29 protein-coding genes are annotated in these 25,037 nt (G+C 37.9%); 21 read left to right on the forward strand and 8 right to left on the reverse strand.

The annotated features are described in order from the left end of the window. The first annotated feature begins 16 nt into the window (after window positions 1–16). Window positions 17–562, forward strand: coding sequence for a hypothetical protein (locus tag CNR22_13770; GenBank protein PBQ32797.1), 546 nt, complete (start codon window positions 17–19; stop codon window positions 560–562). Window positions 563–631: 69 nt separating this feature from the next. Here CNR22_13770 and CNR22_13775 read toward each other — a convergent pair whose 3' ends face one another. After that, window positions 632–1,051: an OsmC family peroxiredoxin gene (locus CNR22_13775; protein ID PBQ32798.1), complete on the reverse strand. Its 420-nt coding sequence runs from the start codon at window positions 1,049–1,051 to the stop codon at window positions 632–634. Window positions 1,052–1,173: 122 nt separating this feature from the next. Between CNR22_13775 and CNR22_13780 the strand changes: the two genes are divergently transcribed. Continuing rightward, window positions 1,174–2,148 carry a LysR family transcriptional regulator gene (locus CNR22_13780; GenBank protein PBQ32799.1) on the forward strand — a complete coding sequence of 325 codons (975 nt, stop codon included), beginning with the start codon at window positions 1,174–1,176 and terminating at the stop codon, window positions 2,146–2,148. Window positions 2,149–2,238: 90 nt separating this feature from the next. Here CNR22_13780 and CNR22_13785 read toward each other — a convergent pair whose 3' ends face one another. Beyond that, on the reverse strand, window positions 2,239–2,580 hold the full coding sequence (locus CNR22_13785; protein ID PBQ34904.1) for a transcriptional regulator: 342 nt from the start codon (window positions 2,578–2,580) through the stop codon (window positions 2,239–2,241). A 96-nt stretch (window positions 2,581–2,676) separates the two neighbouring features. Here CNR22_13785 and CNR22_13790 point away from each other — a divergent pair, with 96 nt between their 5' ends. The 5 genes from CNR22_13790 to CNR22_13810 all read left to right on the forward strand — a co-directional run bounded on the left by CNR22_13790 (window position 2,677) and on the right by CNR22_13810 (window position 6,606). Beyond that, window positions 2,677–3,426 (forward strand): short-chain dehydrogenase, encoded by a 750-nt coding sequence (locus CNR22_13790; protein ID PBQ32800.1) that lies wholly within the window; start codon window positions 2,677–2,679, stop codon window positions 3,424–3,426. A gap of 121 nt (window positions 3,427–3,547) precedes the next feature. Continuing rightward, entirely contained in the window at window positions 3,548–4,360 is an 813-nt protein-coding gene (locus CNR22_13795) for a short-chain dehydrogenase/reductase (protein ID PBQ32801.1), read from the forward strand. 5 nt (window positions 4,361–4,365) lie between these two features. Then, a complete protein-coding gene (locus tag CNR22_13800) occupies window positions 4,366–4,932 on the forward strand; it encodes a cyclic nucleotide-binding protein (GenBank protein ID PBQ32802.1) in 567 nt (188 codons plus the stop codon). A 113-nt stretch (window positions 4,933–5,045) separates the two neighbouring features. Further along, complete coding sequence (locus CNR22_13805; protein ID PBQ32803.1) at window positions 5,046–5,552, forward strand: thioredoxin family protein; 507 nt, start codon at window positions 5,046–5,048, stop codon at window positions 5,550–5,552. A gap of 187 nt (window positions 5,553–5,739) precedes the next feature. Beyond that, a complete protein-coding gene (locus tag CNR22_13810; protein ID PBQ32804.1) occupies window positions 5,740–6,606 on the forward strand; it encodes a pimeloyl-CoA dehydrogenase in 867 nt (288 codons plus the stop codon). Window positions 6,607–7,219: 613 nt separating this feature from the next. Here CNR22_13810 and CNR22_13815 read toward each other — a convergent pair. From CNR22_13815 to CNR22_13835, 5 genes are all read right to left on the reverse strand, one after another. Next, the gene (locus CNR22_13815) at window positions 7,220–7,837 is read right to left on the reverse strand and encodes a hypothetical protein (protein ID PBQ32805.1); all 618 of its coding nucleotides are present in this window, start codon (window positions 7,835–7,837) and stop codon (window positions 7,220–7,222) included. A gap of 81 nt (window positions 7,838–7,918) precedes the next feature. Then, complete coding sequence (locus tag CNR22_13820) at window positions 7,919–8,500, reverse strand: cyclic nucleotide-binding protein (GenBank protein PBQ32806.1); 582 nt, start codon at window positions 8,498–8,500, stop codon at window positions 7,919–7,921. 326 nt (window positions 8,501–8,826) lie between these two features. Continuing rightward, window positions 8,827–9,213, reverse strand: a complete 387-nt coding sequence (locus tag CNR22_13825; GenBank protein ID PBQ34905.1) for a hypothetical protein — start codon at window positions 9,211–9,213, stop codon at window positions 8,827–8,829. A gap of 251 nt (window positions 9,214–9,464) precedes the next feature. After that, entirely contained in the window at window positions 9,465–9,677 is a 213-nt protein-coding gene (locus tag CNR22_13830) for a hypothetical protein (GenBank protein ID PBQ32807.1), read from the reverse strand. A 6-nt stretch (window positions 9,678–9,683) separates the two neighbouring features. Beyond that, entirely contained in the window at window positions 9,684–10,184 is a 501-nt protein-coding gene (locus tag CNR22_13835) for a phosphoribosylaminoimidazolesuccinocarboxamide synthase (protein ID PBQ34906.1), read from the reverse strand. 401 nt (window positions 10,185–10,585) lie between these two features. Here CNR22_13835 and CNR22_13840 point away from each other — a divergent pair, with 401 nt between their 5' ends. The 14 genes from CNR22_13840 to CNR22_13905 all read left to right on the forward strand — a co-directional run bounded on the left by CNR22_13840 (window position 10,586) and on the right by CNR22_13905 (window position 24,309). Next, window positions 10,586–11,479 (forward strand): hypothetical protein, encoded by an 894-nt coding sequence (locus CNR22_13840; GenBank protein ID PBQ32808.1) that lies wholly within the window; start codon window positions 10,586–10,588, stop codon window positions 11,477–11,479. A gap of 312 nt (window positions 11,480–11,791) precedes the next feature. Beyond that, a complete protein-coding gene (locus CNR22_13845; GenBank protein PBQ32809.1) occupies window positions 11,792–12,256 on the forward strand; it encodes a hypothetical protein in 465 nt (154 codons plus the stop codon). Between the two features lie 27 nt (window positions 12,257–12,283). Next, on the forward strand, window positions 12,284–13,489 hold the full coding sequence (locus CNR22_13850; GenBank protein ID PBQ32810.1) for an 8-amino-7-oxononanoate synthase: 1,206 nt from the start codon (window positions 12,284–12,286) through the stop codon (window positions 13,487–13,489). Window positions 13,490–13,499: 10 nt separating this feature from the next. Continuing rightward, window positions 13,500–14,624, forward strand: coding sequence for a hypothetical protein (locus CNR22_13855; GenBank protein PBQ32811.1), 1,125 nt, complete (start codon window positions 13,500–13,502; stop codon window positions 14,622–14,624). Then, entirely contained in the window at window positions 14,624–15,628 is a 1,005-nt protein-coding gene (locus CNR22_13860) for a UDP-glucose 4-epimerase (GenBank protein ID PBQ32812.1), read from the forward strand. Before CNR22_13855 ends, CNR22_13860 begins: the two co-directional genes overlap by 1 nt. A gap of 30 nt (window positions 15,629–15,658) precedes the next feature. Then, on the forward strand, window positions 15,659–16,990 hold the full coding sequence (locus CNR22_13865) for an inositol-3-phosphate synthase (GenBank protein PBQ32813.1): 1,332 nt from the start codon (window positions 15,659–15,661) through the stop codon (window positions 16,988–16,990). Next, window positions 16,990–17,451: a phosphatidylglycerophosphatase A gene (locus CNR22_13870; protein PBQ32814.1), complete on the forward strand. Its 462-nt coding sequence runs from the start codon at window positions 16,990–16,992 to the stop codon at window positions 17,449–17,451. Before CNR22_13865 ends, CNR22_13870 begins: the two co-directional genes overlap by 1 nt. Next, window positions 17,448–17,822 (forward strand): GtrA family protein, encoded by a 375-nt coding sequence (locus CNR22_13875; GenBank protein PBQ32815.1) that lies wholly within the window; start codon window positions 17,448–17,450, stop codon window positions 17,820–17,822. The genes CNR22_13870 and CNR22_13875 overlap by 4 nt, the downstream gene beginning before the upstream one ends. After that, complete coding sequence (locus CNR22_13880) at window positions 17,819–20,368, forward strand: hypothetical protein (protein PBQ32816.1); 2,550 nt, start codon at window positions 17,819–17,821, stop codon at window positions 20,366–20,368. Before CNR22_13875 ends, CNR22_13880 begins: the two co-directional genes overlap by 4 nt. Before the next feature lie 31 nt (window positions 20,369–20,399). Next, window positions 20,400–21,104: a CDP-diacylglycerol--inositol 3-phosphatidyltransferase gene (locus CNR22_13885; GenBank protein ID PBQ34907.1), complete on the forward strand. Its 705-nt coding sequence runs from the start codon at window positions 20,400–20,402 to the stop codon at window positions 21,102–21,104. Further along, entirely contained in the window at window positions 21,101–21,655 is a 555-nt protein-coding gene (locus CNR22_13890) for a DUF4833 domain-containing protein (protein PBQ32817.1), read from the forward strand. Before CNR22_13885 ends, CNR22_13890 begins: the two co-directional genes overlap by 4 nt. A gap of 2 nt (window positions 21,656–21,657) precedes the next feature. Continuing rightward, window positions 21,658–22,575 carry a PA-phosphatase gene (locus CNR22_13895; GenBank protein PBQ32818.1) on the forward strand — a complete coding sequence of 306 codons (918 nt, stop codon included), beginning with the start codon at window positions 21,658–21,660 and terminating at the stop codon, window positions 22,573–22,575. 2 nt (window positions 22,576–22,577) lie between these two features. Next, entirely contained in the window at window positions 22,578–22,784 is a 207-nt protein-coding gene (locus CNR22_13900) for a hypothetical protein (GenBank protein PBQ32819.1), read from the forward strand. 124 nt (window positions 22,785–22,908) lie between these two features. Then, window positions 22,909–24,309 (forward strand): hypothetical protein, encoded by a 1,401-nt coding sequence (locus tag CNR22_13905; protein PBQ32820.1) that lies wholly within the window; start codon window positions 22,909–22,911, stop codon window positions 24,307–24,309. Here the strand turns inward: CNR22_13905 and CNR22_13910 are convergent. Next, a complete protein-coding gene (locus CNR22_13910; protein ID PBQ32821.1) occupies window positions 24,306–24,968 on the reverse strand; it encodes a nucleoside-diphosphate sugar epimerase in 663 nt (220 codons plus the stop codon). The two genes, CNR22_13905 and CNR22_13910, sit on opposite strands and share 4 nt — an antisense overlap. Window positions 24,969–25,037: the final 69 nt, after the last annotated feature.

Below are 25,037 nucleotides of genomic sequence, written 5' to 3' on the forward strand. Positions count from 1 at the left end.
CTTAAAATTGAAAATTATGAAACTACTTAAACTAGTTCTACTAGCCGCAATGTTTTCAGCGACATCAGCTTTTGTTGTAGTAACAACCGTTATCTGGAAAGCACAAAAAGAATATTCGGTAAAAACAGACATGGGGTATTTCAAGGGGCTAGATGCACTTATTTCCTTTGATGAAATCAATCCGGAAAAATCACGGATCGTAGCTTCCATTGACGCGACTTCCTTTGAAACCGGGAATGGACTTATGAATACACACGCTAAAGATAAAGAAGGCTTGTACACCGAGAGATATCGCCTGATAACTTTTGTTTCTACTTCTATTAAGAGAATTGAGGGAAGCAGGTATGAGGCTACAGGAAACCTGAGCTTAAAAGGAATTATGAAAGAGATAAAACTGCCTTTTACTTTTGACAGTAAGAACAATGTCATGGATCGTTTCCCGATGGTTCCCAAAGGCACTTTCGCAGGTAAAATCGTCATTAATTCCAAAGACTTTAATATTACGCGGGACGGCGCTCCTCCCACAGTAGTAATTGATCTGATGATTCCAGTAAAGCAGTAGAAAATTTAGTTTACTTAAAAAGTCCTTACGGTTTGTAAGGACTTTTAGTTAACTGGTAAACTAATGGTATTAAGCTACAAGACTTGCTGATAGAGTAATTTCAGCTTTTAGTACTTTAGAAACCGGGCAAATTTCTTTTGCTTTTTTAGCAGTTGCCTGGAAGACTTCATCTGTAATTCCCGGAACTTTAGCGTTTAACAGAAGATGAATAGTGGTGATGGTACCATCTTCAAAAGTCAATTTTGCTTCCGTGTTTAAATCCTCCGGCACAAATCCGGCTTCTGATAAGAGGAAGCTGAGTTGCATGGTATAACAACCCGAATGTGCTGCTGCTATTAATTCTTCAGGATTTGTTCCAACACCATTGTCGAATCTTGTTTTGAATGATAGTTGTGCATTGTCTAAGGTTTTACTTTGCGTAGTGATAAGACCTTTACCTTCCATTCCTGTACCTTTCCAGTTTGCTGTTGCGTTTCTTGTGAATTTCATAATCTGATGTTTTTAAGTTTTTGTTTTTAAAATAATGCTCGTTTTGATGGTTCAAAGTTAGAGCGTCAAGGATTATTAATCAAATTAATAAAATTGTATCTTTATAAATAATATTTATAAGTGTGACTCTTCAACAACTCAGATACATTGTGGCCTTAGACGAAGAAAGAAATTTTGCCAGGGCAGCGGAGGCGTGCCTCGTTACACAGCCGGGGCTTACCACTCAATTAAAAAACCTGGAAGAAGAGATTGGGATTAAATTATTCGATAGGAATAAGGTTCCGCTAACCCCCACTGCGCTGGGAACCGAAATAATCAGGCGTGCAAAAAAAATCCTTCGGGAAGCAGATGAAATAAGGGATTTTGTGATTCATGAAAAAGATAAATTAGAAGGAGAAATTAAATTAGGAGTGATTTCCACCTTATCTCCTTATCTGATTCCTTTATTTATTAAAGCTATGCAGGTGGCCACTCCTAAAATGCACTACATTATAAAAGAAGCAAGCACCGGGCAGCTGATGCAGGATGTAGAGACGGGAGCGCTGGATGTAGCTCTGATGGCCACTCCCACAGGTAACCCGAATTTGATCGAGCATCCTGTTTTTAAAGAGCCCTTTGTAGCCTATTTAAATGAAGATCATCCTATGGCGAAAAGCTCCCATTACAAATTACAAGCTAATGATAAAACAGAACTCTTGCTTCTGCAAAGCGAATATTGCTACAATGCACAACTACTCGATATTTGCGGCATTAAGGATTCCGGAAAAATAAAAGAACAATTCAGTTACGATATTAGTTCTATCGAAACCTTAAAAAATCTGGTACGTGCACAATTAGGATTTGCCATCATTCCTGAACTCGCTATGATCAATGAAAAGGACACACGTTTGTTTAAACAGTTTAAAGAACCAAAACCAGTGCGCGAAATAAGTCTTGTGGTTTCTGATACCTTCACTAAAAAACTGGCATTGGAAAAAATGAGCAAAGCCATTTGGGATTGCCTGCCTTCTTCGCTGCGAAAAGATTTTGCTTATAAAAAGATACGCTGGAACGATTCTCCTTATTTTGTGAAGGCTGTGAGTCAGCACCAAAGGTAGTTAAACCGTCTACTCATGGTTTTAAGTTGCAGATTATGGTTTTTGAGCAGTGAATGCAGTTTAAATTTTTTTGTAAACAATATTTTTAAATCAAATAACCGTTCTGTGATGTTTCGCCCAACTTATCATTTCTCCAAGCAGCGGCCAAAGGGTTTTACAATACTCAGTTACTTCATATTCAATGCGAACGGGGATATCATCGTAAACCTTTCTTGTTACCAATTTATTTAATTCTAGTTCTTTCAGTTCCTTGGAAAGCATCCTGAAAGTAATATTGGGTACACTTTTTGCAATCTCCCGATAACGCGTGTGGCCTGTACTCAATGATACGATGATGGGCACTTTCCATTTTCCATTTAGAACATAAAGTGTATCCTGGATATATTTTATATCTGTTCCACAATTAAAATTACATACATACTTCTTTTTCATTTGCTGTCTTGTTAATTTTTCCAAATGCTATACTATAGTATACTGCACACAAAAGTATAGCATTGGCGGTATACCTTTGACAAAAAATATATAAAAATGCAAAAATTAAAAAATAAAGTGGCGGTAATTACCGGAGGTAATAGTGGCATTGGCCTGTCAACAGCAATCTTATTCGCCGAGCAAGGCGCCAAAGTGGCTATAACAGGGCGAAACAAAACCTCTATTGAAGAAGCTGTAAAAATCATCGGACATGATGCAATTGGAATTCCGAGTGACGTATTGGAGTTAAAGAATATTACAAGAGCATACGAAGAGGTACAAAGTAAATTTGGTAAAATAGATGTGCTTATTGTAAATGCTGGTATGGCGCATCAAATTCCTTTGGTAGATTTTACAGAAGAACAATTCGATCAGACTAGCGCTGTCAATTTTAAAGGGGTTTTCTTTTCTGTTCAGCTAGCTTTACCGTATTTAAATGATGGCGCATCTATAGTTTTAACTTCGAGCGCCGTGAATGAAAAAGGTTTTGCAAATGGTGCAGCCTACTCTGCGACGAAAGCAGCAGTGAGATCTTTGGCAAGAACTTTTTCTACCGAATTGCTGCCTAGGAGTATTCGTGTGAACGTATTGTCTCCCGGAGCTATTGATACACCATTCTTCGGAAGAAGTGGAGCGTCAACAGAAGTTGTAAATGGGATCAAGGATTACATGACTACAATTATTCCGGCAAAACGTTTAGGCGCCTCTCGGGAAGTAGCAGAAGGATTTCTTTACCTGGCTTCAGATAGCTCTAAATATATGCTAGGTTCGGAATTGGTTATGGACGGTGGCGTGAAAACGCTCTGATGCTTAAATTTCAATTTCCAGCAATTTTTAGGTGCTCGTAATGATTTTTTTGCCAAATGGCAAATGCTAATATTTTTTATTGAAGCAACTTTGTCTCATGAATAATTTTAAGAATTAAAGGATGGCAAAAACAGTTTTAGTAACAGGAGCTTCGGCAGGCATAGGTAAAGCAACGGCAATTCATTTGGCGCAAAACGGTTACAAGGTTTACGGTGTTGCGCGCCGGGTAGAAAAAATGCGGGACTTAAATTCGCACGGCGTAAGAACGATTGCGTTGGACGTAACCAACGACGAAAACCTTACAGCGTGTGTAGATCAAATTAGCTCCGAGGTCGGCGGGATTGATATACTTGTCAATTGTGCGGGCCTCGGTTCTTATGGTGCATTAGAAGATGTGCCCATGCAAGAGGCAAGAAATCAAATGGAGATAAATCTTTTTGGTGTTGCGCGTTTGATACAGCTTGTCTTGCCAGGCATGAGAAAGAAGAGGTATGGAAAAATAGTGAATATATCTTCTGTAGGTGGCAAAGTTGGATTACCTTTGGGTTCATGGTACCACGCCAGTAAATTTGCTATAGAAGGAATGAGTGATTGTCTTCGTAATGAAGTAAGGGATCTTGGAATTGACGTGATTGTTATTGAGCCGGGTGGCACTAAGTCAGAAATGATAGATATTGGATCAAAAGATATGCTGCGGGTTTCGGGAAACACAGTTTATAAAAATCTTAGTAGAAGCATGGATAAACTGTATGCTGAGATGGCAAAAAATGCTGTTGAACCTCTGGTGATAGCAAAACTTATACAAAAAGGCATTGAAGCAAAAAATCCCAAAACGCGGTATGTTGGCGGCGCCATGGCAAAGCCTATGTTGTTTATGCGGAAATTGTTATCCGATAAAATGTTCGACAAGTTGCTGATGAGTCAAATGAAATAACAAGTATGGAAAAATTAATCAATTATTTGTTACGCTTTGGGAATCTGAACCAACAACAGGTAGACTTCATTAAAAGCAAAGTGGTAAGCAAAGAAATAAAAAAGGACGCCTACTACCACGAAGCTGGAAAAATTCCCAGGGAGGTTATTTTTCTAACCGAAGGAATTATGCGGGTTTGCTATTATAACAACAAGGGCGACGAGGTGACCAAGTATTTTATGGAAGAAGATAATTTTGTAGCAGACATTAACAGCTACAATCAAAACATTCCTTCCACGGAATATGTACAGGCGATTACGGATTGTGCCTATCTTTCTTTTTCAAAAGAGGTGATGGAGGAGCTTTCGATGACCATTATAGAATGGGATACAATCATTGCAAAAATTACCGCGAAAGCATTAGCTGAAAAAGTGAACAAAATCAGTCACATGATGACAGAAGATGCAAAGGAACGTTACCTTTCTTTTCTTGTAAAATTTCCTTCACTTGCTAATCGCATACCACTTTCTTACCTCGCTTCCTACTTAGGGATAACACAATCTTCTTTAAGCAGAATTAGAAAAAACATTTAACAGGGTGTGCCGATACGCAATTGGTGTTTAACTTAACAAGTTTTTACACCTGTCTGGAGTGTTTTTAAGAAGTATTTCTTACTTTTAAATACACGCTTTTATTCGTAACACACATGCAAAAAATAGTAAGTTTTTTTTCGGTTTTTCTTTTGGCTTTTAACCTTAACGCGCAGCACGATACTTCTAAAGCGGGTCTGACCTGGTATACAGACCTAATGAAGGCAAATGAAATTTCGGTAGCAAGCAATAAACCTTTGTTTGCTTTTTTTACTGGAAGCGACTGGTGTGTGTGGTGTCACAGATTGCAGGCAAACGTTTTTGCGAAGCCTGAATTTATTAAATGGGCAAAGGAAAATGTGGTGTTGGTTGAATTGGATTTTCCGCGTGGCAAGACATTGAGTCCGGAGTTAACGCAGCAAAATGCGAGTTTGCAGCAAACCTTCCAGGTACAGGGATATCCTACCGTATGGATGTTTTTTTTACATAAGAAAAAAGATGTGCAGGGTTTTGACATAGAAGCGTTGGGCAGTTTGGGCTATCCTCAGGCTGAACCCGGTAAAGAACAAATTAAATTCATCAGTGATGGAAATGCCCTCTTAAAAAAAAGAGCGGCTAAATAACTTTAAGCTTAAAAATACTTCTCTGCATTCCCATTTTTCATTCTCCTGTTTTAACGCAATTTAGCTGTCTTTGCGGTATTTGCGCGGGTATCTCAAAGTATACCATCTTCTAACAGTGCTTCGGAAGCGCTAACTTTGATGAACCAAATAACCAGGGAGCATTTAATCTCTGTAGAATGGACAAACAATGAAAAGAAAATTAATCAGTATAGAATCTCCTGCCGCAGAACCGGGTTTCCTCGGCAAGGGACATACAGCACGCGCCGTGCTCAATGGAAATTTCGCGCAAAGTGATCCTTTTATTTTATTAATGGATGACATGTTAGATAAACAGGATGGTGAACCCGCCGGCGGTCCGCACCCACATGCAGGATTTGAAACCGTTTCACTTTTATTAGAAGGCACTATGGGTGATTCGCGTCACATGCTGAAAGATGGCGATCTGCAATTAATGACGGCCGGTAGTGGCATAGTGCATTCAGAAACAATCGACACAAAAAAGAAAATGCGTTTATTGCAATTGTGGATCAGTCTTCCAAAAAAAGACAGGTGGACAACGCCACGTGTTCAGGATCTTTCGTTTGAAAGAGCACCTTTTTTAGATGAAAACGGAACTAAGATCCGACTTTACAGCGGTTCGTTTGCAGGACTTACTTCTCCGGTTAAAAATTATGCGAATTTTATTTTGGCCGATATTCACCTGGATGCCGGAAGTACTCTGCTGAAAGAACTACCTGCTTCTTACAATGCTTTTTTATATGTGATTGATGGAAGTTTGAAAGTAGGAGAGGAAAATAAACTTTTAAAGGAATCGCAAACGGGTTGGCTAAATACTTTTTCCACGCAAGGAACAAGCGAGTTGATTTTAAATGGAGGGGAAAAAGGCGCCCGCGTTATTTTATATGCCGGTGAACCAACAGGTGACCAGATTGTTTCTTACGGACCATTCATTGGTGATACGCAAGAGGATATTCGCCGTCTTTATAAAGACTACAGAGAAAATAAGATGAAACACATCTCTTCGGTTTCTAACGAACAGATCTTTAGTTTTTAATGTTTAATGATTGTTCGTGCGTAGTCGGGAACATTTACAATGGAAATAGAATAAAAATGCAAGCGGCAAAACTTTGATCGCCATTGCGCAACCGGATATCTTTATGCAAAAGACTTAAGAGCCAGGTGTTAGCTGCTGGCGTGGTCAACAGAATTGTTCATGTTGTGCCAGTCGTTTCCACAACGGCACTATTTAGCCAGTGGGGTGCGGGCTAGTAGTCCGCACTTTGGGCAGTAGTTTAAGAAAATCTCGTTCTTATGTTTTTTAAGATTTTAGTCGCAACAAGAATATCAAAATTGTCATTGTGATTCGTAAAGGCGCCTGGTCAGAATTAAAATACTTGGAAGTGTGAGAGTTTGGGTCAACCCATTTTATTTCTTTAAGAAATTCTCCAAGTGTTTCAGGTGACAAAGTCAAATGAGATCTAGCATGTTTAATCATCACAAAAACCGGGAACAAAAAAGTTTCTTTTAAATGGACGCCCTAATCTGACGCCTATTTCGGCGTTAACGTATATCGATTTCTGGTATCGGCTTAACACGCTCCTGAATTTGCAAAACTTCAGGCGATGCATATTCCGCGCAATAATCGCGTTCATTCAATTACTGTATTTTTAGAATTTAAATCCAAAATCAAGCCCGGGTTGAATGAAGTAATTAGGCCATTTATTGTCTAGTTTTTTAAAAGATTCAGGTACATTAGTTCTCAGAGGCCAATAACTGCATCCAATAGCTGGTTCAAAAAAGAAGCGGTCTTTAAAAAACTTAAACTGGTAACCTAAATAGAAGTCCAGATACAATGTGTATCCATTTCCAATCTTTTTATTATTCTCATCCATATATTTTTCAAAAGCATTTAATGCATAGAGGGATGTATAAACTCCTTTCCACCAAAACCTCTGGTATCCTATTTGAGGAGCGAGGATGCGTGCATGTCCCGGATAGTTTAGTCCTGGCGCATCAAATGAAGGCCCAAAAGGGATACCTATTGGCCAGGAATAAATTGATCTTTTAAATCTGAGTTGAACAACATCTTTAGGTGTTATCCTATAACCGGCATTTAATTGTATATACTCGGGATTGTTTGTTTTATCAAAATTTCCTAATAGCAATAAGGTACTCCCAATAAACCACTTTCTATAAGTACTGTCTTTTTTAGTGTTCTGCGCATTCAACTGAAAACTGCTGGCTAACAGAATAGCGAGTGCAATCCATAAATTTTTCTTTTGCATATCTTTTTTAATTTTAGATGATGCGGCAAAAGTAGATTGGCGGGTTACAATGGGCCCTTCACTTAAGTTAAGAAATGAAAGTTACTGTTTGCTTTTTTCAAGAATCCGTGTTCTTAATCTGCTCAATGACTGAGGCTTAATGCCTAGAAAACTCGCTAATTGGTGTTGTGGAACACGTTGAAGAAGGTCGGGTCTTTTTTGTAGTAAATTCAGGTAACGTTGTTCAGGTGAAGAGGTCTTAAACTCATCAAAGTCTAGTTGTTGTTTGGCTAATAATTCTTCCGAGAATTTTCTACAAATTATGTCAAACTTTGGAAATTTGCTGTTTATTTCTTCTTCCATATCCGAATTTGAAATTGTAAGAATACTGTCTTCAACACAACTAATAAAATATTCAGAAGGAGCTTTATTGATAACACAATGAGGTGTTAAGGCGTCCATTTCTGTGTAGAAAGCGGTTGTTTTTTCCTCTCCGTCTATTATGTAATAAGTCCGAATGCAGCCATTTAAAACAAAATAGCTTTCTTTCGAACTTTGTCCTTCTTTGAGCAAAGTAGTGCCTTTCTTTACCGAGTGAAACAGGTCTAACGAAAGTAATGCGTTCTTCTCATCATCTGTCAGAGAAACGTATTTTGAGATAAAGTCAAATAGTAGGTCTTGCATCGTTTTAGGTTCTTACTGCCGTCGGTTGCACTTATTGGTAACGTCAAACAGCTAAAAATAGGGTTTTACAATTTACATAAAAATAGAAAAATAAACCAAGCTGAGCCAACTGAATAGAATTAAAATGAGCAGTTTAATTAAAGTTAACCTAATCTTGCAATACTCATTTTTCAGAGACTAGTTTTCTTTAAAAAGTAGCGAAGAAAACACTTTGCAATTTTTAAAGAAATAAATTTGGTACACTTGAAGTGGAAGGTTTACTGAGGTTTCATCCTTCGTCCTTCGTCCTTCAGACGCGATGAGCGCTTGGCTGTTAGTAGCAATTTTTAATGTCTAGTCGCTTGATGGTAAACAAACAGATCAAGGATAATCGCAACGAAGAAAAGGGCCCATCCAATTCGTCTTGTTGCCAATGTAAACTTTTGATAGTTGGTTTCGTTATTTCGTTTGTCGTAATGGTCAATAACAACAGAGATTAATGTAATAGATGCGAAAAGGAAGGCAAAATACATTATCCAACATGGTATGCCATGAAAGTGTAGGCCTCTGGAACGTTTACCTGGGATATAAAGGTCGTCTATATACAAGCCAAATGTGCCATAGGCGAGTAATCCTATTGAGAAAAAAAGACATTTAATTCTTTCACCAGTTGGAATATGATTTGGAGTATAGGTATCTCCATACGAATTTGACTTTGGTCTTACATGTTCAATTGAATCAAACAAATCAAAGCTGTCATTCGAATCAGATTCCTCTATCCTTTTGATACTCTTCTTTCTTTCATCTTCAAGGTCAGACTTTATTTGTTCGATTTCAACGTCTGTAAAGGTTTTACCACGTTTTTTAAATTCGTTAATAGCCGCATACACTGCTTCAGGGTTGTATTTACGTCTCTGAGCGATATAAACTTGAAGACCTTCATCACTTTTAGTTGTCATTAATTTCACGAAGTCGATGTCCATACTTATATATAGGATTTTTTGTCAAGATGTATCTGACCGCAGCTAGGCGCCGGGATAAAAACGATTTCGCAGATGCTAAAAGTTACAATGTTCAACATGAAGTTAATAATAAACAGAGCAAAAGCAAGACAAAAAGCGCCTGCCCCTATAATTGCTTTTGCATGTACTAATGCTCCGGCTGCCGCTGGGCCCTGTGTTAGCTGTCTGGCTGTCACACAATACTAAAAGTCCGGTGTTTTAAGCAAATTTTCTTCTCGCATTATTTTAATTGCTTTTTCAGTTTCACTTGTTCCACCAATTCTTAATCCTGAAAGTATTATAAGTCGTCTTTTTATTTTGCCGTCTTCGTCCTCAAATTTAATTTCGAACCGTGAACGCGTCAAGCCTGGAATTGCCTTTTTTAATTTCACGTCTTTAATTTTATTTCTGTCAATAATTGGAGTCGCGGAATTGTTTAAACTATTTATAATTCCATAAATTAAATACACGGATATAAGTCCGAAAAATATAGCCTTGCCTGTTTGTCCGTTTACATAGAGGTCATAAGAGCTATAAAAAAGGAAACAAGCTATTCCTCCATAAATTAAAAGTATCTTTTGAATGTTATTACCAACTATCACCTTTGCTACGCTACCCATAATGCCGTCTCTCGTAAGCACAATTCTGTCGGGGAAAACATGACAGAAGCCTGTCTTAGTGATGAATTTTTTTTCAGTTTCCATATATGTCGATGGGTTGCCGCTAACTGCCAACCAAACGCTGCAAATTCCAATTTTGATCCGTGTAAGCGTTCCTTGATACAAAGTAAAGTTAAAAAAAATTCAAGAGGACAGATCTTTGAATCTATCCTGTTTACACTACGAAAAACAGATATGGAAGTTAAGATCAGAGTTCATAAAAATTACATGGATTCTAAATGATGGCTTTGTATGCGCTTACTCGCACTATCCTGCTGGTATTTCTGAGATATCAGCACTGCGGTTGATGCGGGATTTTTAAATTGCTAACGAATGATAATCTTACAGCAAAATCACTAAATAGTTAAGAAAAAGTTTAGGAAACTTGCAATACAATTAAAGTTTCCTTAGTTTTACCAAAAATTAAGGACATATTCTTTTTTGTCATGACTAATACAAGCACTCCCGCGCAACAAAAGTTTTCAGATATTGAACCCGATAAAAAGATTTTTGAATTGCATGTAGGCACTTGTGCCATGCCTCCCAAGCACTTTAATATCTATGATGAGAGCCGCTCTGATTTTTTTTCGGTGGTGATTTTATTAAACGGAAGTGTTAGCCTGAAGCTCAACTTAAAGGAGCAGCGTTTTACGAAAAACACCATGGTCTTTCTTCTGCCTAACACGCTTAAGCAGCTGGTAAATGCAACAGAGGATGTGGAACTTTATAAAGTTATTTTCACGACAAAATTTTTATTGCAGATTGGGATCGATAAGAAGGATATGGAAATGATCGATTTTTATTCCCGCGCCGCAGATGGTTCGCTTACTTTGAAGGATAAGGAAGTAAATACACTCAAGAAAATTATCGAAGATCTTAAAGAAAAAAATGATTCTATTCACGATCATCCTTTCGGGGAAGATCTTGTGAAATATACTTTTCGCATTTTTTTATCAGAAATGGCGGGAATAGTTATAAAAAACAATGTGAGTAATCTTGCCCACAAAGTGTCGCGCAAACAGGATCTTGTTATGCAATTTGGCAGCCTCGTAGATGCACATTTTAAAGAGAACCGCTCGGTAAAGTTTTATGCAGACCGACTTTCTATTACACCAAAATACCTTACCGAAATTGTGCATGAAATAACAGGTGAGTCGGCCAGTGCGCTGATTGATGAGAAGGTGATGTACGAAGCTAAAGTGTTATTAAATAATCCGAGATTGAGTATTGCTCAAATAGCAGATGCTTTGCACTTTTCAGATCAATCGTTTTTAGGAAAATTTTTTAAAAGACATTTGGGTTTATCCCCATCGCAATACCGCAATCATAAATTAGTTTAGATAAAAAATAATTTTTGTCCCTTAAAAAGTGCCGGCCATTTATATAAATTTTTATTTTTTCAATGAAAATTATTTGGGTCAAATGATAATAAAAGCTAAAATAGTTTTTATAAAAAATAAAATCAGATTTTGCAGAACCTCTGCAAGCTCTTTAAATAAAGGTCTGTAGACCATCGCGTGAAAAGTTTGCGTAGTAAAATTTCGAGAAACGCACTTTTGACCAATTCCCCCGAACATTAGACCTTTGTATCAACTGTACACTACCTGATCTTTGCATCATCAATTGTTGATTAAGCAATTAGATGAAGTAAAATGATCTCAAAGGCAAAACATCACTTAGGCGCTTCCATAGTTTACACAGGAAGATTGCTTACAAACAGCATCAACAGCCACTTTTTAGCGACCGGGGCAAATATCACCTTCGAGCAGATGCGTATTCTTATGATGGTAGCGTCTCATCCTGAAAAGAAAATTATTCAGAATGACCTGGCAAATCTTGTTCAGAAAAATAAGTCTGGTATTCTTAGAACGATAGATATTCTTGAGAAAAAATATTTTGTGAAGCGCATTCCTGTAGCAGGAGATAGAAGGAAAAACATGATTGAAGTTACACAGGAAGGAATCCGGATCGCCAATGATGCGATTGCTTCGTTCGAAAAAATAGAAAAGGAGTTTATGAAAAAAATTAAAAAAGAAGATCTGGCTGCTTGCACCAAAGTGCTGGACATCATAAAAAAAGAATGCAGTCCGGTTACATTAAATGAAGACTGCGACTAATTACAATCACAAGCTAAGTAAATTACCATGAAGAGTTTATTCACACAACACAAATTACAGGCAGACAAAAGGGCAGGGGATGCGCGCGAAGCAGGGATTTATCCTTATTTCCGTCCTATTTCTTCTGATCAGGACACCATCGTTAAGATTGGCGGGAAAGACATTTTAATGTTCGGTTCAAACAGTTACATGGGTCTTACCAACCATCCCTATATTAAAGAACAGGCCAAGATTGCCATCGATAAATACGGTACTGGATGCGCAGGTTCGCGCTTTTTAAACGGCACGCTGGATATTCATTTGGCTTTGGAAGAGAAGCTTGCAAAATATCTGAACAAACAATCGGCACTGGTTTTCAGTACGGGCTATCAAACCAATTTAGGCGTGGTTGCTTCATTAACAGGGCGACACGATTATATCATTATCGATGAGGCAGATCACGCTTCCATTTACGAAGGCACACGTTTATCGTTTTCGAAAGTGCTGAAGTTTAAACACAATGATATGGACAGTCTTGAAAAAGTGTTATCCGCTTTGCCTTTAGATGCCGTAAAGATGATTGTTGTAGATGGTGTATTTAGTATGGAGGGTGATATCGCGAACTTACCGGGGATTGTTGATCTCTGCGAAAAATACCAGGCCATGATTGTTGTGGATGATGCGCATTCTCTTGGAGTGCTTGGAAATGCGGGGAGAGGAACCGCAGATCATTTCGGTCTGACAGATAAAACAGATATCATAGTGGGAACCTTCAGCAAATCTCTGGCCTCGCTCGGGGGTTTTGTAGCCGCTGATTCTGACGTGATCGAGTATTTAAAACACAATGCACGCTCTCTTATTTTTAGCGCGAGTGCTACACCAGCCTCTGTAGCAAGTGCCTCAGCTGCCCTGGATATTATTCAAAATGAACCCTGGAGGATTGAAACACTTTGGGACAATACAAACTATGCTTTAAAAGGATTAAAAGACCTGGGCTTTGAAGTAGGTCCTACACAAACACCCATCATTCCAATTTACGTGAGAGATGACTTGAAAACTTACCAGATGACGAAAATGTTGTTGGATGAGCAAGTGTTTGTAAACCCGGTAGTAACTCCGGCAGTGAAGTCAGATTCAAGTTTGATCCGTTTTTCTTTAATGGCCACTCACACCAAACAACAAATTGAATTTGCTCTCGAAAAAATAGATAAGGTGGCAAAACAACTTAACATCAAACAATTGGTTTCACTTTAAACCCACTGTCATGATTCAAATCAGCAAAGTGTCTTCGAAAGACGACTTAAAAGCCTTTATCGATTTTCCGCATGAACTTTATGCCGGCGATAAAAATTATGTGCCAGAATTATTTATTGCACAGCGGGATATGCTGACCCCGGGAAAACATCCGTCTTCGAAGCATATAGATCTTCAATTATTTTTAGCAAAGATTGATTCTATTGTCGTTGGCAGAGTGGCTGCTATTCACAATAAAAATCATATTGCATTTACAAAAGATAACAGTGGTTTTTTCGGCTTCTTTGATTGTGTTGAAAATTACAATGTCGCAAAAGTTTTGCTGGATAACGCTGTGGCATGGTTAAATGAGAAGGGACTCGACGGCATTTTAGGCCCGGTTAATTTTTCTACGAACGATCCTTGCGGACTTTTAATTGAAGGATTTGATTTACCTCCACAGGTGATGATGACCTATAATAAATCTTACTACCAGTCTTTTATAGAAATGTATGGATTTGAAAAACGCATGGACCTTTTTTCTTATTGGTTCAACAGCGATACAATTCCTAAACGCGTTTTAACACTGGCGAAAAATATCGAACAGCGCCTGAATAAAAATGGAATTACTATTCGTACAGTCAATTTGAAAAACTTTAAAGAGGAAGTGAAAAGTATCAAACGGATTTACAACGAGGCCTGGGACAAGAATTGGGGATTTGTACCCTTTACAGATGAAGAGTTTGAGTATGTGGCAAAAGACATGAAACTTATTCTTGACAAAGACTTTGTACATATCGCTGAAAAAAATAACGAAGTCATTGGATTCTCTTTAGCCCTTCCAAACATCAATGAAGTTCAAAAGAATGTAAAGCGTGGAAGATTATTGCCCTCTGGCATTTTTAAACTGCTTTTAAATAAATCAAAGATAAACAGTGTGAGGGTTATAACCCTTGGGGTGCTTGATGCTTACAGAATGCAGGGAATTGAGGCCTGTTTTTATACAAAGATAAATGAAAGTATCATCAAAAAAGGTTTCAGGGGCGGCGAGGCTTCGTGGATCTTAGAGAATAACGAGATGATGAATCGTGAGCTTCAGAATATTGGCAGTAAGATTTATAAGACACATCGTCTTTACACCCTGAATTTGAATTAATGCAAAACAAACCTACCATATTGATTACCGGAGCAACTGGCTTCATTGGCCAGCACCTGGTAAAGCTTTCCATCGAAAAAGGTTTTGCCGTACATGCGCTTGTTCGTAAAACAAGTGATGTGACATTTATCAAAAATTTAGGGGCAAATATTTTATACGCCGATCTGTCCAGTACAAAAAGTATCCTGAAGGTTTTTTTAGAATTAACGGGTTTGGGTTTAACCGTGGATTATATTATTCACGCGGCCGCACTGACAAAAGCGAGATCGGAAAAAGAATTTTTTGACAGCAATGCTAAAAGTACTTTACATATTCTTGCTGCGATTGAACAGGCCCGGCTCAAATTAAAGAAATTTATTTTTATAAGTAGTCTCGCCGCCAGCGGACCGGAGAATTTCGGAAAATTGATTGAGAAAGACCATGATCAACCAATAACACAGTACGGTAAAAGTAAATTACAGGCAGAACGCATCGTGCGATCTTTTGAAACAATTCCTTACCTCATACTCCGGCCAACAGCGGTGTATGGGCCGGGAGAAAAAGATCTGTTATCGGTTTTTAAAATCGTAAATCGGGGAATCAATCCTTCTTTAGGATTTAATAAACAACAGTTGACTTTCATTTATGTAAAGGATCTGGCTGAACTCATTCTCGCAGCTGTAGTTTCTGAGCAAATGAATAAAACTTATTTTATTACAGATACTCAGATCTATGACAAGGCAGATTTCGCGACAGCAATAGCACGGTTTATTGATAAAAAAGTTCTGAACGTAAAATTGCCACTTACCCTGGTGAAAGGAATTTCTTTTTTTGCAGAAAACATTTCTTCTGCGTTTGGAAAACAAAGTCCTCTCACTCTTGAAAAATACAAAGAACTCACCGCGCAAAGCTGGAACTGCAATGTGGCTGACACTTTTAAGGAATTAAATTACACACCCGTTTATTCTCTTGAAGAAGGCATCAAAGAAACCGCGCGCTGGTACAAACAACACAACTGGATTTAAAACAACAATTAATAATTTAAAACAAATAAAATGGATGCAATTAAAAAACCAAGTCCTGCCAAAGGCAAATTAGCTCTTTTAATGCCAGGCTTGGGTGCTGTGGCTACAACACTTATAGCAGGAGTAGAAGCAATTAAAAAAGGAAAATCACAACCCATTGGCTCTCTCACTCAGATGAGCACGATTCGTTTAGGCAAAAGGACAGAAGAGCGGAATCCACTGATAAAGGATTTTGTGCCTTTGGCTAAATTGACTGATATCGTTTTTGGTGGCTGGGATATTTACGAAGACAATGTTTTTGAAGCGGCAATGAATGCAAAAGTTCTTGAACCTCACCAGTTATGGGAATTGAGAGCGGAATTGGAAAAAATAAAACCAATGCCCGCTGTGTTTAACCAGGACTATGTAAAAAACATTTCGGGAACGAATGTAAAATCAGGTCCGACAAAAATGGATCTTGCCTATCAATTAATGGGTGATATCGAGCGCTTTAAAGCAGAGAATGAGTGTGAGCGCGTTGTAATTGTTTGGTGTGCCTCCACAGAAAAATATATTGAGCAATCAGATATTCACCAGAGTCTTGAGCAATTCGAGATCGCTTTAAAAAACAACGACGATAGAATTCCACCAAGCATGATCTACGCTTATGCCGCTTTAAAATTAGGGGTTCCTTTTGTAAATGGTGCGCCAAATTTAACAGTGGATATTCCCGCATTAATTGAATTGGCTAAGGAAACAAAAACTCCTATTGCCGGTAAAGATTTTAAAACGGGTCAAACATTAATGAAAACGATTGTAGCTCCAGGTTTGCATGCACGTGCATTAGGCGTTAACGGTTGGTTCTCTACAAACATTTTAGGAAATCGTGATGGACATGTTTTGGATGATCCTGAAAATTTTAAAACGAAAGAGGTTTCCAAATTAAGTGTATTGGACGAAATTTTTCAACCAGAGTCAAACCCTGTTCTATATGGTGACATGTACCATAAAGTGAGAATCAATTATTATCCTCCACGTGGCGATAATAAAGAAAGCTGGGACAATATTGATATTTTCGGATGGATGGGATATCCGATGCAGATAAAAATTAATTTCCTTTGCCGCGATTCTATTTTAGCAGCACCCATTGTTTTAGACCTGGCTTTATTCAGTGACCTTGCTAAACGCGCTGAAATGAGCGGCATCCAGGAGTGGTTATCCTTTTACCTGAAATCTCCGCAAACTGCTGAAGGGTTAAAACCGGAGCACGATATCTTCAAACAATTAATCAAATTACAAAATACTTTACGCCATATGATGGGTGAAGATCTGATCACACATTTAGGATTGGATTATTACCAGGAATTAGTGGAAATGATGTAATGTGGTTTTATAAGTTCATAGCGACTTTCTTTGGTGTAGGATACATCGGTAAGGGAGCAGGCACGGTTGCAGCGTTGTTTTTGTGTGTACTGTTGCATTTGGTCGTAAAATTTAATTTTTATTCCCATAGCCTGCTCTTATTTTTTATCGCTGTTGTTTTCATTACAGGTGTATTTGTATCAGGGAAAGTTGAAAAAAGTTGGGGGAAGGATAATAAACGTGTGGTTATTGATGAAGTACTCGGCATGGCTGTCACTGTTCTCCTTCTTCCAATCAACTTTTTTACTTTGATAACCGGATTTATTTTGTTTCGTTTTTTTGATATAGCAAAACCACTTTATATCCGAAGGCTTGAGAATTTTAAAGGCGGTTGGGGCGTTATGCTGGATGATCTTGGCGCTGGCATATACAGCAACCTTGTTCTGCAGGTACTCGTTTATTTTTACTACAGCTACTTATGAAGACCTTTTTAAAAGCACAGTTTTCCGCATTAATCGCAACCGGGGTCGATTTTTTGGTAATGATATGCCTTGTCGAAATTCTGGAGTGGCATTATACTTTAGCGGTTTTTGTTGGTGCTATTGGGGGCGCATTGACAAATTTTTTGGTGAACCGTTACTGGGCTTTCGACTTGATAGAGCAGCCGGTAAAACAACAGAGCTTAAAATATAGTTTGGTATGGATGGGAAGTGTATTGTTAAACGTAAGCGGAGTTTATCTTATGACGCAGGTTTTTAAAGTGAGTTATATTTTCTCAAAAATAATGGTTGCAATTATTGTGGGCCTGAGTTTTAATTATTTGTTGCAGAAGAATTTTGTATTTGTGAAATGAAAAAGCCAGGTTTTAGTAATTTTCTTCTTATCATTTTCTTTTTTTTAAGTGCTCTGCTTCCGGCTCAAACCACAGTTGTTAGAGGAAAGGTAACAGACGCTAAAACAAATGAAGCTTTGCCTTTTGTAACGGTTTTTTTTGATGAGTCCAGTGTGTCTACCCAAACAGATGAAAAGGGGGAGTTTACAATTAAGACAGAAGGCGAATACACCAAATTGAAACTTATAACGATGGGATACAAACCTACCAGCAGGGAAGTATTTCCTGGCAAAGTGCAAACCATCGCTGTGAAGTTAATTCAGGAAGCGAAAGTACTGAATGAAGTAACAGTAAAGTCTCAGAAAAGCAAATACAGAAATAAAAATAATCCGGCAGTGGAACTCATTCGCAAGGTGATAGATCATAAAGAGAGTAATCGTAAAGAAGGTTTTGATTTTTACGAATACGAGAAGTATGAAAAGATTCAGTTTGCTTTAAGTAATGTCACCGAAAAATTTCAGAACAAAAAAGTTTTTAAGAAATTTCAATTTGTTTTTGAAAATTTAGATACAACCAAGCTCGAAGGAAAGCCGGTACTGCCGGTCTATTTAAAAGAATCATTATCGGAAATTAATTACCGGAGATCGCCGAAGACGAAAAAGGAAATTGTTAAAGCAAATAAAATGGTTGCCTTTGAAGGGTATGTTGATAACCAAGGCCTGGAAGCTTACATGAAATATCTTTACCAGGATATTAATATTTACGATAACACTATTACACTCCTTACCAATCAATTTATAAGTCCTATTGCTAATTTATCTCCTGCCTTTTATAAGTTCTTTATTGCCGATACTGTAGAAGAAAATAAATCTCGTTTTATAAAACTGGAGTTTGTTCCAAGAAATCATTCTGATTTTTTATTCCAGGGATTTATGTATGTAACACTCGATAGCAATTATGCGGTTGCAAAAATTGATATGGGTGTCAATAAAGACATCAACCTGAACTGGGTAAAAGAATTAAAAATTACGCAGGACTTTGAAAAAATGGAGGGGCAGGGATATACCCTTGTAAAAGATGAGTTCTCTGCCGACTTTGGCCTGACGCAGGGAAAGATGGGGTTTTACGGACAACGGACCGCCTTTTACAGAGATTTTCTAGTCAATGTTAAGAAGGAAGAAGATTTTTATAAGGGTGAGGCAGTAACTGTTTTAGACAGCGCTAATTTTCAAACGAATGAGTACTGGACTAAAAACCGACATGAAGAATTATCGAAATCGGAAGCGGGAGTTTATGCAACAATTGACAGTATAAAAAAAGTACCGGCATTTAAGCGTTCTCTGGATGTTATAGTTTTATTAGTAGCAGGTTACAAAACAATTACTCCCTATTTTGATATGGGACCTGTGAGCACCTTTTATAGTTTTAATCCCGTGGAAGGATTCCGGCTCCGGTTTGGAGGACGCACTACCACAACCTTTAGTAAAAAGATAAATTTTGAAGCGTATGGTGCCTATGGTTTTAAGGATGAGAAATGGAAATATTATTTTGGAAGCACTTATTCTTTAACAAAGAAAAGTATTTATGAATTTCCGGTAAGGTCAGTAAAAGTAAGTTATCAGCAGGAAACAAAAATTCCCGGGCAAGAATTACAATTTGTGCAGGAGGATAACATTTTATTGGCCTTTAAGCGGGGAAGTAATACTAAATGGCTTTACAATACTATTTTTAATGTTGAGTATCTAAACGAGTTTAAAAATCATTTTTCTTTTAGTGTAGGGTATAAAAACTGGATCCAGCAAGCGGCCGGTACTTTGCATTACAATACGAGTGATTACACAAACACAGCTTTAGATCTCAAAAATCTGCAAAGCTCTGAAGCATCGTTAACATTGCGTTGGGCGCCTAACGAGCAATTTTATCAAGGGAAAACATATAGAATCCCGGTTTCGTATAAAAACCCAATTTTTACTTTGCGTTATATAAAAGGCATGAAAGGTTTTTTGGGTGGACAATACGACTACCAAAATATTTCGTTAAATGTTTCAAAGCGCTTTTATTTTTCACAACTGGGTTACACGGATGTGGTTCTTGAAGGCGGGAAAATAATTGGCACTGTTCCTTTTCCTTTATTGACAATTCACCGGGCAAATCAATCCTATGCTTACCAATTACAATCTTACAACCTCATGAATTTTCTTGAGTTTGTAAGCGATGAATATGCGAGTGTGAATATAGATCATTGTTTTAATGGGTTTTTCTTTAATAAAATACCTTTACTCCGACGTTTAAAATGGAGGGAAGCGGTAACATTAAAAGTTTTATATGGACGAATTTCCACGAGTAATCTGCCTTCGCTAACAAACGACCTTTATAGATTCCCGGTAAGCGATGATGGCACACCAATCACCTACAGTCTCACCAAACAACCTTATATAGAGGGCAGTGTGGCTATAGCAAATATTTTTAAGTTTTTTAGGATCGATTTAGTAAAAAGATTCACTTACCTCGATCATCCTGGTATTTCACAATTAGGGCTCAGGCTCCGGTTTAAATTTGATTTTTAGAATTATGGGAACAACAATTAGTAACACAGCAATGCGAGAACACATGTCAGTAAGAGACAAACTTCAAAAAGGAATTTATGTTGTCATAAATCCCTTTGTAAAATTTTTAATCAAAATAGGATTTACTCCAAACCTGGTAACATTAACGGGTTTTGTATTAAATATTGGTGTTGCTATTATTTTTATACTGGGTGCTGAAGACGGAAACCGCAACGACCTTTCTTATGTTGGCTGGGCCGGCGCCACGATTCTGTTCGCCGGCTTATTCGATATGCTCGACGGTCAGGTTGCCAGGCTTGGAAATATGTCGAGCAAATTCGGGGCTTTGTTCGATTCGGTGTTGGATCGTTACAGTGAGTTGATTATGTTCCTAGGCATTTGTTATTACCTGGTGGCTCACCATTATTTTTTGAGTTCTCTTTTTGCTTTTCTGGCGCTCATAGGTTCAATGATGGTTAGCTATACAAGAGCGCGCGCCGAAGGATTAGGGATTGAGTGTAAAGGTGGTTTAATGCAAAGACCGGAAAGGGTTATTACCATTGGCGTTTCAGCTTTAGCCTGTGGAATTGTAGCGCATTACATCGGTGGTGATTATAAATTATTTATTGGAGGCATGAGTTTTCATGTTTTTGAAAGCATGTCTGTGTTTACGATTCCGATAACACTGGTAGCGATCTTATCAAACATTACGGCGGTTAAACGTTTAAACGACTGTAAAAAAGCTTTAGAGAAATGAGAGTGCTGGCTGTTTTTTTTGTTTTTCTTTTGAGCTTTCAAAGTTATGCTCAAAGTCAAAAAATTGTGAATATCTCTGATACTTTTCCCGTTCCCAAAATAACAAAGGACTTACTTTTTTACATTCAGCGTACGCATAATAAAAACACCATTATGTATACTTTGAATTATAATGCGGATAGCACGATCAACGAGAAGGAACCAGTAAAAATCTTTTGGATCAGGTATTCAGACAAAGGCGAAGTCGCTCCCTTGTCTTATATACAGAGAAATTACGCTTACGGTATTGAGTCACAAATGACTGACGCTACAAAAAAAACATTCAAACTCAATCTTGTCTCATATAAAAAGCGGACAATTTATCTGATGCGATCGGAAGTGGACAAACAGTACCACGCTTATGTAATGATGGATAATAAACTTGTTTACCTCTTCAAAGCTTTCGCGAAAATAGACGGCGGCACTTTTTGGGTTCCGCATATCACTTACGTGGAGCTTACAGGAAAAGACAGTATGACTGGAAAAAAAATAATAGAAAAAATCATTCCCTGATCATGGAATACAAACGTTTGAGTAATAGTATACTGGTTAGTTTCATCACCGTTTTGTACCTGGCGCTGTCTGCCCGGTTTATAGGCTTTAAAATCGACCAGCTTTTTTTAGCAGCCGTTTTTAATCTGCTTTATTATCTAACAGCATCTACCCGCAAGTTTATTCTTGGCTTTCTTATTTTTATTGTGTTCTGGATCATCTTCGATAGTATGAAACTCTTTCCAAACTATTTGGTGAACGACATTCATATCAAAGATCTTTATCAAAGCGAAAAATCTTTTTTTGGAATAAACGACCACGGAACTGTTTTAACGCCTAATGAATATGCACAAAAGTATTCTATTACTTTTTTAGATGTACTAACAGGGTTCTTCTACATTAACTGGATGCCCATTCCTTTGATCTTTGCTTTTTATTTATTCCGGAAAAACAGGATGCAGTTTTTACAATTTGCTCTCGCTTTTCTTTTTGTAAATCTATTGGGATTTGTAGTTTATTATGCTTTTCCGGCTGCTCCGCCCTGGTATGTGAAAGAGTATGGATTTGAGGTACATTTTAATACCCCCGGCAATACTGCCGGCCTTGCAAGGTTTGATGATTTTTTCGGCATTAAATTATTTCACGGACTGTATGCTAAGAGTTCCAATGTGTTTGCCGCAATGCCCTCCCTGCATTCAGCCTATCCGATTGTAGTTTTGTTTTTCGGATTAAAAAATAAGCTTGGACCTATAACTGTTTTTTTCGCAGTTTTTATGATGGGAACCTGGTTTTCGGCGGTTTACACCGGACATCATTATGTACTTGATGTTTTGGCAGGCATTGCCTGCGCTTTAACAGGATTACTCTTGTTTGAAAAATTACTCTTAAAAACAAAATGGTTTAATTCCTTTTTGAATAAGTACAAAACCCTAATTTCCTGATCTTGAAACTAATTTACGCATGTTTGGTTTTCATAGTTTTAAGTTCCTGTCAAAAGAACTATACCTGCGTTTGTACAACAATACCCGCTAACCAGGATACTATCATTGATAAAGCCAGAACAACAAAAATTGGAAGTAAATACTATGCAAAATTCTGTGCTGACTTTGAGAATCAACGTTCTAATTTAAAAGATTGCCATCTTCAGTAAATCTCGGTTTGTTAAATTAACGCCTGTAAGGTTAAAAAAACTTACTGTGGCAACTTACAGAAAGGCCTCTTCAACATGGCAGCGTTTTTGCGGGAGAAGAGTAAATCTTTCTTAAACTGAACCTATGAGACTTTTATTTCTTACCCTGATGCTTACATTCATTAGCTCCGTGCAGGCTACTGTCTGGAAAGTGGGACCAACCAGAACTTATACTGTACCCAGTAAGGTTGCTGCTCTTGTAAATAGCGGCGATACTGTGGATATCGATGCTGGAGTATACGTGTCTGATGTGTGTGCCTGGACTGACAATAATTTATTACTTCGGGGTATAAATGGTATGGCGCATTTAAAAGCTAATGGGTCAAGCTTTGGCGACAAGGCTATTTGGGTAATTCAGGGCAATAATATCACTATTGAGTATGTGGAATTCTCACAGGCTGCTTCTACTTCCGCAAATGGCGCGGGTATACGACAGGAAGGTAAAAATGTGAGTCTTCGTCACTGTTATTTTCACGACAATCAAAACGGGATTTTGTCGGCTGCAGTGCTTGCAAGTAAAATAACCATAGAATATTGCGAATTTAATTTGAACGGATCGGGTGACGGCTACACTCACAATGTCTACATTGGAGCAGTCGATACTTTGCTCTTCCGTTACAACTATTCTCATCATAGTAAAGTGGGGCATGAATTAAAAACCAGGGCAGTTGTCAATTATATTTTATATAACCGCTTCAGCAATGAAACAACAGGAACAGGAAGTTATAACATAGATGTACCCAACGGTGGCCTGGCAATCATTATGGGAAACGTGGTACAGAAGGGAGTAAATTCGACCAATTCCAATTTGATATCTTATGGCGTGGAAGCATTAACAAGTGCAGGTCCTCACAATTTGTATTTGATAAACAACACATTGGTGAATGAAAGAAGCAATGGTACCTTTTTAAACATACAAACCGGAACAGCTTTATTTAAGTCGTACAATAATATTTTTGCCGGTAATGGAACTTTGTTTACCGGAAACCTTATCACCGTTGATACGGCAGGTAATAAAAAACTGGCGGGCGCTTCGGCTGGCTTTCTTAATTTAGCAGGATATGATTACCATTTAATAGCAGGCAGTGCCGCCATAAACGTTGGCGTAAATGCGGGAAATGCCAGCAATGGCTTTGCGTTAAGCCCCTTGTTCGAATATGCCCATCCTGCAGCACAGAATACTCGTATGGCTAATGGTGCGCTTGATGCAGGAGCTTATGAGCTCGCGGGAATTGTTTCTTTGAAAAACGAATCAAAAATTACCACTATTCGTTTTTATGTGGCGAAAGATATTTTAACCGTCTCCTCACCAGAGGAGATAGAAAGTGCGAAAATTGTAACGGTAGAAGGAAAGCTTATTTACCAAAGTGATAAGTCTTTTACTGTCAAATCACTTTCCACTGCCGAATGGACCCCGGGAATTTATGTCATCACAGCCTATTCAAAACAGGGACAGCGCTTCACAAATAAATTTATAATTCCTTAAGTAGTTAGGAGTTCCTGTATTTCTTTGTAGGTAAAAACATTGCTCGCTTTTTTCTCTTGAAGAGAATTTTTATAAAGCGCTAAGGCAAGTGTTTCTGCGTTAATGCTGCGGTATTTTTTCAAACTTCCAATTAGCAGAGGATTCAAAACTCTCCAAACCAAAATCAAAGATCTCTCCAAGACTCTATGTTCTTCACGGTTTCCGGCAAGCATGCTGGGTTGGTAAATAAATAAGACAGGCAGATTTAATTTTGCGAGATCTCTTTCCGTTTCTCCCTTCATGCGCGAATAAAAAATAGCAGAGTTAGGATCTGCTCCTATGGCTGAAATAAGATGGTACTGCGGAATGGAATTTTGTTTGGCAATTTCTCCTAAAATCACCGGGTAATCGTGGTCAATTTTATAGTAGTCTTTTCTGTCAGGCGTTTTTTTTCTGGTCGTTCCAAGACAGCTAAATAATACATCACCCTTTATCAGGTTTGTGTAATCGTGAAGCTTGTCAAAATTTAAAACATGTTGTTTTAATTTGGGGTGTTTAAGTGCGATCGGTTTTCGGACTAAAATCAGCACTTCGCTATATTCAGGCGCTTCCAATAAAATTCGCAGGAGGTGAGCTCCGATAAGACCCGTGGCGCCTGCAATAATAGCTTTTTTCGACATAAACAGTTTTTTTATAAAAGATGAAACCCTTTTAAAATTAATAAAAGGGTTTCAAACAAAGGTTTTTAT

Source organism: Sphingobacteriaceae bacterium, assembly GCA_002319075.1.
Classification (GTDB): domain Bacteria; phylum Bacteroidota; class Bacteroidia; order B-17B0; family Aurantibacillaceae; genus Aurantibacillus.